General features: G+C 58.7%; 10 protein-coding genes. 9 read left to right on the top strand and 1 reads right to left on the bottom strand.

Translation table 11 applies throughout. From position 1 onward, the window contains the following. Nucleotides 1–72: 72 nt before the first annotated feature. Entirely contained in the window at nt 73–984 is a 912-nt protein-coding gene (locus QZ383_RS10155; RefSeq protein WP_291445149.1) for a purine-nucleoside phosphorylase, read from the bottom strand. A 315-nt stretch (nt 985–1,299) separates the two neighbouring features. Between QZ383_RS10155 and QZ383_RS10160 the strand changes: the two genes are divergently transcribed. From QZ383_RS10160 to dsrM, 9 genes are all read left to right on the top strand, one after another. After that, nucleotides 1,300–2,754, top strand: coding sequence for a biotin carboxylase N-terminal domain-containing protein (locus tag QZ383_RS10160; RefSeq protein WP_291445151.1), 1,455 nt, complete (start codon nt 1,300–1,302; stop codon nt 2,752–2,754). A gap of 200 nt (nt 2,755–2,954) precedes the next feature. Continuing rightward, the gene (locus QZ383_RS10165; protein WP_291445152.1) at nt 2,955–5,210 is read left to right on the top strand and encodes an acetyl-CoA carboxylase carboxyl transferase subunit alpha/beta; all 2,256 of its coding nucleotides are present in this window, start codon (nt 2,955–2,957) and stop codon (nt 5,208–5,210) included. A 141-nt stretch (nt 5,211–5,351) separates the two neighbouring features. After that, complete coding sequence (locus QZ383_RS10170; RefSeq protein ID WP_209818207.1) at nt 5,352–6,002, top strand: biotin attachment protein; 651 nt, start codon at nt 5,352–5,354, stop codon at nt 6,000–6,002. A gap of 104 nt (nt 6,003–6,106) precedes the next feature. Continuing rightward, the gene (locus QZ383_RS10175; RefSeq protein WP_022659768.1) at nt 6,107–6,445 is read left to right on the top strand and encodes a hypothetical protein; all 339 of its coding nucleotides are present in this window, start codon (nt 6,107–6,109) and stop codon (nt 6,443–6,445) included. A 34-nt stretch (nt 6,446–6,479) separates the two neighbouring features. Beyond that, nucleotides 6,480–7,037, top strand: a complete 558-nt coding sequence (locus tag QZ383_RS10180; RefSeq protein WP_192112736.1) for a single-stranded DNA-binding protein — start codon at nt 6,480–6,482, stop codon at nt 7,035–7,037. A gap of 490 nt (nt 7,038–7,527) precedes the next feature. Next, a complete protein-coding gene (gene sat, locus QZ383_RS10185; protein WP_215648369.1) occupies nt 7,528–8,799 on the top strand; it encodes a sulfate adenylyltransferase in 1,272 nt (423 codons plus the stop codon). Nucleotides 8,800–9,204: 405 nt separating this feature from the next. Continuing rightward, nucleotides 9,205–10,182, top strand: coding sequence for a hypothetical protein (locus QZ383_RS10190; protein ID WP_291445159.1), 978 nt, complete (start codon nt 9,205–9,207; stop codon nt 10,180–10,182). Nucleotides 10,183–10,401: 219 nt separating this feature from the next. After that, nucleotides 10,402–10,935 carry an RsbRD N-terminal domain-containing protein gene (locus QZ383_RS10195; RefSeq protein ID WP_022659763.1) on the top strand — a complete coding sequence of 178 codons (534 nt, stop codon included), beginning with the start codon at nt 10,402–10,404 and terminating at the stop codon, nt 10,933–10,935. A gap of 117 nt (nt 10,936–11,052) precedes the next feature. Next, nucleotides 11,053–12,072, top strand: coding sequence for a sulfate reduction electron transfer complex DsrMKJOP subunit DsrM (dsrM, locus tag QZ383_RS10200; RefSeq protein ID WP_291445162.1), 1,020 nt, complete (start codon nt 11,053–11,055; stop codon nt 12,070–12,072). The last annotated feature ends 9 nt before the right edge of the window (nt 12,073–12,081 follow it).

Genomic DNA, 12,081 nt, shown 5'->3' on the forward strand with positions numbered 1-12,081 from the left:
GGCAGGGGGAAAAACCGGCAGTCGGTATTGTTTGTTCTTTAATGATGTCCGGGCCGCGCTTTTACGCACTTTTCAGAGTTTTGTCACCATGGCGCGGATGAGCCGACCCAGATTTTTGCCCGCCACAGCGGCCACTGCGAGGATTTCTTCCAAGGGGGCCGGGGTCATGCAGTCAGGTAAATTTTTATTGGTCAAACATGAAAGGCCAAGCACACGCATGCCCATATGACGTGCCGCAATGATCTCAAGCACGGTACTCATGCCCACGGCATCGGCGCCCCACTGGCGGTACATGCGTGTTTCTGCGGGGGTTTCCATTTCCGGCCCATGCACGCCAATGTATACGCCGCGCTCAAGCCGCAGACCCATTTTTGCTGCGGTTTCCATGGCCATCGCCCGCAAATCCGCGTCCAGAGGCGCGCACATGTCGGGAAAGCGCGGCCCCCACTCCTCAACATTGATTCCGGTAAGGGGCGAATGCCCGGTATTATTGATGATGTCGCTCATGCACATGATGCCGCCAGCATCGAACTGCGGGTTCAGACCGCCCGCCGCATTGGTGATGACAAGCGTTTTTACGCCCATCAGCGCCATGACCCGCACGCCCATGCAGACTTCTGCCGGGGTGCGTCCTTCATAGAGGTGGCAGCGCCCCTGCTGGATAAGCGCATAGCGCCCGATGGAGTCGTCCTCGCCGCACGCTCCGGCAAACCGGCCCCATACAAATGCGCCCGCATGCCCTTCCACGCTGGAAGCGGGAAAACCCGGCAAGTCGGTATAGGGAACAACAACGCGGTCTTGCAGCTTATCTGCCAGAGCAGAAAGCCCCGTACCCAGCACAATGCCCACAGGTGCATCCGCATCGGGCGCGGCCTTGGGATCAAGCCTGCGCGCCCCCAAGGGCAAAGCCAGAGGCCCCTGCGCGGCCTGAATGGCGTCACGCAGTGCCGTTGCGGCGCGCTGGACATCCTGAAAATTTTGCATAGAATCCCCTCCTGAAAAATACGCTCAGTGGTCTGCTGTCAGGCCGCAATCCGCGCCGCGCGTTCCTTTGCCGCTGCGCGGCTTTTTGTGCCGGACAGCCCCTGCGCGAGTGGATTTTCGCGCCAAAAGCGGGTAAGAGGTGCGGATGCACAGTCTGTATAGCTCGCCAATCGACACCCCACAAGGGGGGAGCGGGCAACGAAACAGAACCGTAACACCCCGCGATGCAAATCCAAACTCCGGCACACGCCCGCTCCGCCTCATGGGCAATCGCGGCCATGCCGGGCATAAACCAACACCAAAAAGCGCAATTCAATGAGGGAGACAGGCTTGGACAAAGCTCAGGACAGCATTCCCCTGCAAAAGCACAAAATTCTGGTGGCCAACCGTGGCGAGATAGCCATGCGCATCATGCGCGCCTGCCGCAAGCTTGGAGTGGCCTTTACCGCCATTTTCACGGCTGAAGACGCGGCCTCGGGCCATGTGCGCCTGGCGCGCGAACAAGGCGGAGAAAAAAGCCTGTACCGCGTGTCGTCTTACCATGACGCCAACGAACTTATGGCCGTGGCCGACGAGGCGGGCTGCACAGCAGTTCACCCCGGCTACGGTTTTTTTGCCGAGGATTTTCGTTTTGCACGCCGCGTGACCAAACGCGACCGGAAACTTATCTTCATTGGCCCCTCGTGGAAAATCATTCGCGAGCTGGGCGACAAAATCAACACCAAGCGCCTTGCGCGCAGCCTGGGCGTCCCTACCGTTCCCGGTTCCGACCGCCCCATCTATGACGAGATGGAAGCCGAACGCATCGCCAAGAGCGTGTTCGAGTTTCAGGATCAGCAGGGCATCACGCGCCCGCTGGTGCTGGTCAAGGCTTCCGCTGGCGGCGGCGGCATGGGCATTGAGGAAGTGTACGACCCGGATCAGTTCCGCTCGGTCTACCGCCGCATCCGCAGCTACGCCCTGCGCCAGTTCAAGGATGAAGGCGTGCTCATCGAGCAGCGCATCACCGACTTCAACCACCTTGAAGTGCAGGTGGTTTCTGACCGTTCAGGGCAGAACCCCGTACACTTCGGCACCCGCAACTGCTCCATCCAGTCCACTGGCCGCCAAAAGCGCATTGAGATCGCTCCGGGCTTTGCGCCTGAAGAACTCAAGTACACTTTTGACGCGGGCAAGGTGCTGCGCGATATTGTTGACTACTCCCTCACCATGGCCCGCAAGGTGGGCTACGACAACGTGGGAACCTGGGAATGGATTGTGACCCGCAAGGGCGAACCCTTCCTGATGGAAGTGAACACGCGCATTCAGGTGGAAAACGGCGTTTCAGCACGTATTTCAAGAGTGAACGGCAAGGGCGATGTGGACCTCATTGCCGAGCAGATCCGCATTGGCCTTGGCGAGCCGCTGGGCTACGGGCAGTCGGACATCACCTTTGAAGGCCTGGGTATTGAATACCGCCTGATCGCCGAAGACCCGGACAGCAACTTCACCCCATGGGTGGGCCGCATTGAAAAATTCGCGTGGAAAGACCAGCCATGGCTGACCATGCTCACCCATGTTCCGACAACTGAGCCTTATGAAATCCCCACAGAATTTGACCCCAACCTGGCTCTTGCCATCATCTGGGGCAAAGACCTTGAGGAAGCCAAGGCCCGCGGCCTTGAATTTCTTGGGGATCTGCGGCTGGAAGGGCACAATGCCTCGGGCGAGGAGCTGAAGTCCAACGTCAACTTCCTTGCGGCCAACACAGAGCGCATTTTGCGCTTCTGACGGGGACCAGCCCATGAGCACGGCACCGTCCACACATCTGGCGCAGGTTTCCGCAAACTGTGGAAGCTCCTGCGCCGTGACCGGGGCGCAAACTATACGCCCGCAGTATGGACGCATGCTGGCAGACAAGCCATTGGCCGCCCGGAATTCCGGGGATTTCGCCTACCTAAAAAAACCAGTCTAGCTGGCCCCAATATACTATGGACAACAACATCGAAAAACGCATCCAGAGTCTGCGCGACAGACTTACCTATCTGGTGGACATATTCGCTGGCAAGCACAAGGACAACGCCGACCTGCTTGAAGAAAAGCTGACCGCCTTCACTGCGCGCGTCCGCTCCGGCAATGTGGAAGATCCCTATGCCGAACTTGCCACGGTAGAAGATCTTTTCAACTATGTGGAACGCCGCCTTGAGGGCAGCATCACGCCCATGGACAAGGTGCGCATTGTGCGCCACTCCCAGCGTATCTGCCTGCGCGACATACTTGAAAACGTCTACGACAACTTCACCGAAGTGGGCGGCCAGGACGAGCACAGTCTCGACCCCAGCATGCTCATTGCCCGCGCGGTCATTACCCGCCGCCGGGGCAAAAAGGTATACACCCAGTCCGTCATGGTTATCGGGCAGGAAAAAGGCCACGGCGCGGAATTCCGCAACGGCGGCTCGGTCAAGCCCTGGGGCAACGCCAAGGCGCAGCAGTACATGCGCGTGGCCGAGACCGAAGGGATACCTGTCCACACCTACATCTTCACGCCCGGCTCGTATCCCATTGAGGATTACCCCGGCGCGGCGCAGCAGATCGCCCGCAACATTTACAGCATGGCTGGCCTGCGCGTGCCCGTTATCGCCGTTATTTCCGAAGGCGGTTCCGGCGGCGCGGAAGCCATCGGCCTTGCCGACAAGCGCCTGATGCTCTCGCACGGCTACTATTCGGTTATTTCGCCCGAAGGCGCGGCCGCCATTGAAGGCCGCATCAAGGCTGGCCAGCGCGCCACAACCGAGCTGATTGAAAGCTGCGCCACTAACCTCAAGATGACCGCGCAGGACAACCTCAAGTTCGGCTACATCGACCGCGTGGTGCAGGAGCCGCCTCTGGGTGCGCGCCCCTGGCACTTCGACTTTTTCCGCAGTCTGCGGCAGGAAGTGCTGCGCGCCACCGATGAGGTGGTGATCTCCACACGTACCATGCCCGGCCTCAAGGGCCTGGCCCTGGCCCGCGTGCGCAAGCCCGACGCCAACCTGGACGAAATGTACACCCGCTGGGGTCTGACCTCTGCCGCCAAGGACAGGCTGCGCGAACGCCGCCAGCAAAAGTTCCTGCGGCTCTCGCGTCAGGCAGCGCGCGACAGGCGTCCCTTCTTTACCAAGATGGCCGTTGCCACCTGGGACTGGCTCACCAAGCCGTGGGTCAGCTTCAAGTACGATTTCTACCGCAAGCACCAGATGCGCATCCGCACTTTTATGGAAGAAATCGACAACGAGTGGGAAGTGTTCAAGAGCCGCCTGCTGGCCCCCTGGCACAAGCTCACCCGCAAGTTGCCCAGCGCAAAGGCCGAAAGCAGCAAGGTCAAGGAGCTGACCGCCCTGTCTACGTGGTCGGACGATGGCCGCCGCAGCCGGTGGAACTACATTTCGCCGCGCTACAAGACAGACCGGGCCATCACCTGCCCCAACAGCGCCGCCTATGGCTGCCTTGACCTGTGGGGGCCTGACCTCTTTGCCGAATTCGCGGGCGTGTGCAGCCACTGCGGCTACCACTTTCCCATGGAGCCGGAATGGTATGTGAAGAACGTCTTTGACCTCGGCTCGGTCTTTGAATTCAACAGCGAGATTGAAGCGGGCAACCCCCTTGATTTCCCCAACTTCGGAGATCGCGTTCTTGACGCGCAGAAGAAAACAGGGGCCAAGAGCGGCTGCATGACCTTTGAAGCCCGCATAGACAATACCAAGATGGTCGTAGCCATGCTCATGGGCACCTTCCGGGGCGGCTCCGTGGGCGCGGCGGAAGGCTACAAGTTTGTGGAAGCCGCCCAGCGCGCCGCCAAGAAGCGTTATCCCTTCCTGGCCTATGTGCACGGCACGGCGGGCATCCGCATTCAGGAAGGCACGCACGGCGTTATCCAGATGCCCCGCTGCACGGTTGCTGTGCGCCGCTACATCGAATCCGGCGGCCTGTACATGGTGCTGTACGACACCAATTCCTTTGCCGGGCCTGTGGCCAGCTTCCTCGGCTGCTCGCCCTACCAGTTCGCGGTGCGCTCGTCCAACATCGGCTTTGCCGGGCCGGGCGTTATCAAGGAAACTACGGGCATGGACATCCCGCCCAAGTACCACCGCTCGTACCGCGCCCTTTCGCGCGGGCACATTCAGGGCATCTGGGACAGAAGGGAAGTGCGCGCCAACCTCAAGCAGGCCCTGCTGACCATTGGCGGCAGAAACCTGTATTACAGATAGCGCCCCACTGCGTAGAAAAACGACAAGTATTCCGAGTGACGCGGCGGCCGGGAACAGTCCGGTCGCCATGCGCCGGCGGTTCGGGGGCAGCAGCCCCACCAGCCGGAGCGTCGCCAATATATAACGTTAACGGACCCAAGCATGATAAACATATCTGCACTGCTGGACGAAATAAAGGCTTCGCCCTACCGCGAAATAGTCATCAGCACGCCCCACACGGGCAAGGTGACATTTGCGGGCATAAAACAGGGCGACAAGGTGGTAGGCCCGCAGGGCCAGTGGAAGGAAAAGCCCGGGACGCTCATCGCCACGCTTGAACGCGAACGCAATCCCAAATCCATCTGCGCCAACGAAAAGGGCGAGATCAGCCTTCTGCACACCGAACTTGAAGGCACATTTGTGGAGGCAGGCACCCCCCTTGCCGTGGTGCGGCACATGCTCACCCGCGCAGAGGTGGAACGCATCCTGCTCAAAAAAGCCCTGCATCTTTTTGTTGCGCCCGAGCGGGCCAAGTACTACTTCACACCTGAGGTGGACAAAAAAATCCGCGCGGCCGACTCGCAGTCGGTGGCCGTGCGCGAAGGCATGGAACTGCTCATCATGTCGCGCATGAAGCGCGAGGTGCCGCTGGTCTATACAGGGCCTGCAGGCGTTATCTATGCCGTCTACTTCACTTATAACGAAAACATTGACGCCGGAGCGCCCCTCATCGGCGTATGCCCGCAGGATCAGCTTCCCGCTATTCAGGAAGTCATCATGCGTGTGCAGACCGAATGGACTGAAAAAGACTAGGCTCTCCTGCCAGCACAGGCCGTTGGCCCTGCGTTCGCCGCCGTAAGCAGCGGGCCGGGCACGGCAAACCCGCATATGGGCGGCCCGCCGCCAAGGGAGCACCTATGGGCAATGCACTGCAAATCCGCGTGAGCGCCGTCACCTGGAACGAAGACCTGCTGGAAAAACTCTGGCCCAAACTTACAGAGCTGGCTTTCAGCGTTCCCATCAAGCACGAAAAACATGGCGTGCTTGAAATGGTGAAGGCGCTGGATGAAGGATTGCAGTTTTTGCCATGGTCGCCAGCCCGCCGCAAGGCCCTTGGCCCCGGCATTCTTGAAGCCGCGAGGCTCAAGGCCGAACTGGAAGCGGCCCTTGCCGAATGGCAGCCCCGCGAAGCCAACAAGCTGAGCGACGCAATAGAAGACGTGCTGGATCAGCTCGAAAAGGCGTTTGTAGCCTGAGTCTGAAACTCGAATACCACCTTGGAGCATTACCATGCTGAATAAAGTAATGATTATTGGCCGTCTGGGCCGCGACCCCGAGCTGCGGTACACCCAGAGCGGTTCGCCCGTTGCCACCCTGAATGTCGCCACCGACGAATCCTACACTGACCGTGACGGCAACAAGGTGGATCGCACAGAATGGCACCGCGTTTCTGTTTTTCAGCGTCAGGCGGAAAACTGCGCCAACTTCCTTGCCAAGGGCAGCCTGATCTACGTGGAAGGCAGCCTGCAAACCCGCAAATGGCAGGATCAGCAGGGCCAGGATCGCTATACCACAGAAATCAAGGCCCAGCGCGTGCAGTTTCTTGACCGCAAGGGTGGCGATGCCCCCCGTGAGGGCGGCGGTGGCCGTGGCTTTGAAGACGACTACGGCGCGCCCGCTGCCTCTGCGGCTCCGCGCGGCAATGCCCCTCGCGGCGGCCAGGGCGCGCAGGGCGGACGCGGCGGCAATGCCCCCCAGGGCGGCAGCCGCAAACCGCAGCCCATGGACGATGATCTCGGCCCGGCCTTTCCTTCCGAAGCCTCCAACATGGACGATGTGCCGTTCTAGGGGCTAATCCCTCAGATTATTGACCGCAAGGCGTGGATGCTACATCCACGCCTTTTTTGTTGCTTCTGTTTTGACGAGGAGCTGGGCATGGTGGTTGAGAAAAATTTCCCCCAGTCAGCAAATTTCTATCCAGCCAAACAGTTTTTCTCCCTATTTCGCTGCCTGCAAGCAATTACGCCAATTCGCGCAACATAGCCTAGCAAAAGACTTTGCGAAAAAAAGCGCACTTTCACATGCTTTTTCGGGTTCAGGCACATTTTTATTGTGAATCCCCCTTCTCTTTTTGCGCGATTCAGCGTATAGGTGTCGGTGAATTTTCCGTATTACCCGCTGTGGCTGTGGTTTTTTTGGCGAGTAGTCAGGAAAAGTTTTAAGAGGTAGTTGACTTTTTGTTAGATTATTCACAAGATGCGAACTGAACGCTGCCCTTCCGCATGGCGACGCGGCCACGGAAGGATGCCCACATAACTAAAACACGGAGGATTTCGCAATGTCCAAGCTGGTAGCTCCTCATGGCGGTAAGGGTCTGGTCTGTTGCCTTCTGGAAGGTAAGGCCTTGGATGACGAGAAGAAAAAAGCCGCAGGCCTGAAGCAGATCGAGATTTCTTCCCGCGCCAAGGGCGACCTGATCATGATGGGCATTGGCGGTTTCTCGCCTCTGAACGGCTTCATGAACAAGGCCAACTGGAAGAGCGTCTGCGAAAAGATGACCCTTTCTGACGGCACCTTCTGGCCCGTGCCCGTTACCCTTGATGTTCCCGCTGCTGACGCCAAGACCCTCAAGGTCGGCGAAGAAGTGGCCCTGGTTCGCAAAGGCGAAATCATGGCTACCATGAAGGTCGAAGAAGTCTATGAAATGACCGAAGCCGACAAAAAGTGGGAATGCGAACTGGTGTTCAAGGGCACTGGCCCTGACTCCGAAAAGTTCTGGGAAGTGGCCCCCGCTGACCACCCCGGCGTGAAGATGGTTCTGGCTCAGAACGAATTCAACGTTGCCGGTACCGTTAAGGTTCTTTCGCAGGGCGAATTCCCCGAAAAGTTCCCCGGCGTGTACATGACCCCTGCTCAGCTGCGCGCCAAGATGGACGAACGCGGCTGGCAGAAGGTTGCCGCTCTTCAGCTGCGCAACCCCATGCACCGCTCGCATGAATACCTGGCCAAGATCGGCGTGGAAGTTTGCGACGGCGTGGTTATCCACTCCCTCGTGGGCTCCCTGAAGCCCGGCGACATCCCCGCCGAAGTGCGCGTGAAGTGCATCGACACCCTGGTTGACAAGTACTTCGTGAAAGACTTCGTCATTCAGGCTGGCTACCCCCTGGACATGCGTTATGCCGGTCCCCGCGAAGCCCTGCTGCACGCCACCTTCCGCCAGAACTACGGCATCAACAACTTGCTGGTTGGCCGCGACCACGCTGGCGTGGGCGACTTCTACGGCATGTTTGAAGCCCAGGAAATCTTCCGCAAGATCCCTGTGCCCGCCGAAACCGGCAAGCGTCTGCTCTGCGAACCGCTGAACATTGACTGGACCTTCTACTGCAAAAAGTGCGACGGCATGGCCAGCATGCGCACCTGCCCCCACACCAAGGAAGATCGCGTCATCCTGTCCGGCACCAAGCTGCGCAAGATGCTCTCCGAAGGCGCGGAAGTGCCGGATCACTTTGGCCGCGCTGAAGTGCTCGTCATCCTGCGCGAATACTATGCCAGCCTGACCGAAAAAGTTGAAATCAAGATGCAGCGTGCGGCCTCCGGCTCCACCATGTAAGCTTGACCGCAGCAACACAACGCGAGAGGACGCCCGAAAGGGCGTCCTTTTGTTTTAGCTGCATCCCCACTGCGGCCAGCAGTTATGGCCCCCTGCGGCCTGGGCTTGCCGAATTTGGGCATATTGCCAGCCCTTGCCGCATGCGAGCTGAAATAATAGTGCACGGCATACTTTCGCCACAGCCTCCGCAATATAGTTTTGCGCAGCCCCTTATTGGCGCACAACCACCATGTAACAGAGATGGGGCCGCGCTTTACGAAAAAGCAAAAACAGCCTATAACCTGAAACGAGTTGCATGAAATCGCGGCTACAGCCCGATGTTTCGGCGGGCCTAATGATGGTCAGTACCGGGCCTGTCGCGCTATTGCTGCACCAGCCGAAAAGCTATTACATTCACAGGTACCTATGAACCGAACCCATCAATTATTTCCTGGCATTCTGAGCATGGCCGTTCTGGCTGCGGCCTTCTGTATCTGGAGCGCCTTTGGCAACGAAGTGAACCTGTGTGTAACTTCTGGCTGCGCACTGTTCCAGGATACGTCCGTTGCGGGCATATCACTTTGGTGGGCTGGCGGGGTCATGTTCACGCTGCTTGCCGCAGCTGCCTTGATGGGTGCGGCCCAATTGGGCCTGATTCTGGCGGGTTTGGCCCTTCTGGGCGATATCGGCCTTTTGCTGCTCATGGCGGTTACGGCCCCCTGCGTGAGCTGCCTTATTGTAGCCTGCTTTTTTGCCATGATCTACGCTGGCTTTCGGCAAGCAGCGCAGCGCAGCCGCTCCGGTCTTCCGGCGGACAAGCCGGGCCGTTCGCTTTTGCTGGCTCTGTGGGCTCTGCTGTTTATCGTCAACGCCGGTACCGCCCTGCGTACCCAGGCGGACGTGTGGGCCATCACGGACAACAGCAACGAAGCCAGCGTGCGCATGTTTTTTTCTCCCTCCTGCCCCAGTTGTCAGGAAGGCATCGCCCTTCTCTCCGGCCATGTGGATGTGGCCTTCTACCCTCTGGCAGAAAATGAAGCCGACATTCATACAGTCGCGCGCATGCTGCGCCTCATGGATAACGGCGCAAGCCTTTCTGAAGCCCTGACCAAGGCAAAAGACATTGCTGCGCCATCGGGCATGGCCGCCACCGCGCCCGACATGCTGCTGCTGCGCCTGCGCATGTTGCGCAACAAGGCCCACGTGTTCATGGCCGGTTCGCAGACAGTTCCATTTTTTGAATACCACGGCTTGCCCGCCATGCTGAAAAAGAATACCAAGCAGCAGGCAGGCCAGGCTTCTTTGCCGCAAGCTCCTACTCCCCCCCCGGCAGCAGGCAGTGCAGATTTGCCGCTTGACCCGCAAGTGGCTGGCCAGTGTTCTGGCACAACGCCCTGCCCTTAGGCAAAGCCGACTCTAGTTCTTTTTGCCTCCGGCGCAGGAACTGCACGGGTCGATTTGGCCTGTCCAGGCGTGGCCTTAAACTGCCCTGGCTTATCGCCTCCACCGGGGCCTTGTGCAAAAAATGACAAACCTTGCGTTTTAAAAGCGCAAAGGGGCTTGACGCCCTTTGCGCTTACTATTTATATGAGAGAGCCTTAGACAAAAGGGCACGGGGACAGAATGAAAGCAATCGACGTGTTTCGTAAACACAAGAGCGAGATGGTGCGTTTATGGACAGACTCCGTATTCGACACCTATCCATTTGAAACGACAGGTTTTCTTCGCACAAAAGACGACCCCTTCGGTAATCCGGTAGCAAACATGACCAAGGAAGCCGCAGGGGCTGTGTACGATGCCGTTACCGGCGAATCCGTGGAAGTGGCCCAGACCCGCAAGGCAATGGACCGCTTTATCAAACTGCGGGCGGTGCAAAAATTCTCCCCCAGCCAGAGCCTGGCGGTGTTCAGCCTCATGAAGCCTCTTCTGCGGCAACACGTCATGCCTGAACTTATGGCCCAGGACGACCTGGCGGCCTACCTTGAGACCGAATCGCGCATCGACAGCCTGACGCTTCTGGCCTTCGACATGTATATGGAAGACCGGGAAATTCTGGCTGAGTCGCGCATTACGGAAATACGCAACCAGCACGCTCAACTGGCGCGCTGGGCGCAACAACTGGAAAGCGGAGCCGTTCCTTCTGGGGACGACCGCTGACATTCCGCGTTCATTAGGCCGTAGGGCCTAACCGTGGGCTTTGCAGCATGCGGGCCAGAGATCTCTCAAATCCCGTGGTGGGCTTTTGAGGCAACTTTAGTGGAAGTGAGGTAGGGAATGTTCAATTCATTACTGCTGGTGCTGCTCATAGGAGCCATCGCCTGGGCGGGAGCGGCCATAGGGCTTGCGGGCCTGTTCGGCGTGGCGCTGCCTTATGTGGCAGTAGTCGTGTTCATCGCCGGTGTCGTCTGGCGCATGGTGTACTGGGCCAAATCGCCCGTGCCCTTCTGCATCCCCACCACTGGTGGGCAGGAGCAGTCGCTTGACTTCATCAAGCAGGCAAAAATCGACTGTCCCAGCACAACTTGGGGTGTTGTGCAGCGCATGTTTCTGGAAGTGTTCTGCTTCCGTTCGCTGTTCCGCAACACGGTTGCGGAAGTAAGGGAATTTGATCCCGTCAGCAACGGGCCGCGCACCATCTATTATTCCTCCAAGTGGCTGTGGGTTTTTGCCCTGCTGTTCCACTACTGCTTCCTGCTGGTTTTTATCCGTCACTTCCGTTTCTTTATGGAACCCGTGCCTTCCTGTATTCGTTTTCTGGAAAGCATTGACGGCATCATGCAGTTTGGCTCACCCCGCTTCTTCTGGACGGGCGGCCTGTTGCTGGTAGCGCTTCTGTTCCTTCTGGGACGCCGCCTGTTCAACGAGCGCCTGCGCTACCTTTCGCTTGCCAACGATTACTTCCCCCTGTGGCTGATCATCAGCATCGTGGGTACCGGCATCTGCCTGCGCTATTTCGACAAGACCGAAATCGCCCAGGTCAAGATTTTCGTCATGGGCCTGACCCACCTTGCGCCTGTGGCGACCACGGGCATCAACGCGCTGTTCTTCACGCACCTTACTCTGGTCTGCGTACTGCTGATTTACTTCCCCTTCTCCAAGCTCATGCACATGCCGGGCGTGTTCTTCAGCCCCACGCGCAACATGGCGAATAATTCCCGCCGCGTGCGCCACATCAACCCCTGGAATCCGCCCAAGCAGTACTTCACCTACGCCGAGTACGAGGATACCTACCGCGACGCCATGGCCGATGCCGGGCTGCCGCTGGAAAAGCAACCCGAAAAGGCCGCCGAGTAAGGAGTTTCC

Source organism: Desulfovibrio sp., assembly GCF_019422935.1.
In the GTDB taxonomy this organism is placed as follows: domain Bacteria; phylum Desulfobacterota; class Desulfovibrionia; order Desulfovibrionales; family Desulfovibrionaceae; genus Desulfovibrio.

What these genes read in the sequence shown, in the direction of transcription:
- QZ383_RS10155 (WP_291445149.1), bottom strand. Translation starts at nt 984, where the DNA reads ATGCAAAATTTTCAGGATGTCCAGCGCGCCGCAACGGCACTGCGTGAC.
- QZ383_RS10160 (WP_291445151.1), top strand. Translation starts at nt 1,300, where the DNA reads ATGAGGGAGACAGGCTTGGACAAAGCTCAGGACAGCATTCCCCTGCAA.
- QZ383_RS10165 (WP_291445152.1), top strand. Translation starts at nt 2,955, where the DNA reads ATGGACAACAACATCGAAAAACGCATCCAGAGTCTGCGCGACAGACTT.
- QZ383_RS10170 (WP_209818207.1), top strand. Translation starts at nt 5,352, where the DNA reads ATGATAAACATATCTGCACTGCTGGACGAAATAAAGGCTTCGCCCTAC.
- QZ383_RS10175 (WP_022659768.1), top strand. Translation starts at nt 6,107, where the DNA reads ATGGGCAATGCACTGCAAATCCGCGTGAGCGCCGTCACCTGGAACGAA.
- QZ383_RS10180 (WP_192112736.1), top strand. Translation starts at nt 6,480, where the DNA reads ATGCTGAATAAAGTAATGATTATTGGCCGTCTGGGCCGCGACCCCGAG.
- sat (WP_215648369.1), top strand. Translation starts at nt 7,528, where the DNA reads ATGTCCAAGCTGGTAGCTCCTCATGGCGGTAAGGGTCTGGTCTGTTGC.
- QZ383_RS10190 (WP_291445159.1), top strand. Translation starts at nt 9,205, where the DNA reads ATGAACCGAACCCATCAATTATTTCCTGGCATTCTGAGCATGGCCGTT.
- QZ383_RS10195 (WP_022659763.1), top strand. Translation starts at nt 10,402, where the DNA reads ATGAAAGCAATCGACGTGTTTCGTAAACACAAGAGCGAGATGGTGCGT.
- dsrM (WP_291445162.1), top strand. Translation starts at nt 11,053, where the DNA reads ATGTTCAATTCATTACTGCTGGTGCTGCTCATAGGAGCCATCGCCTGG.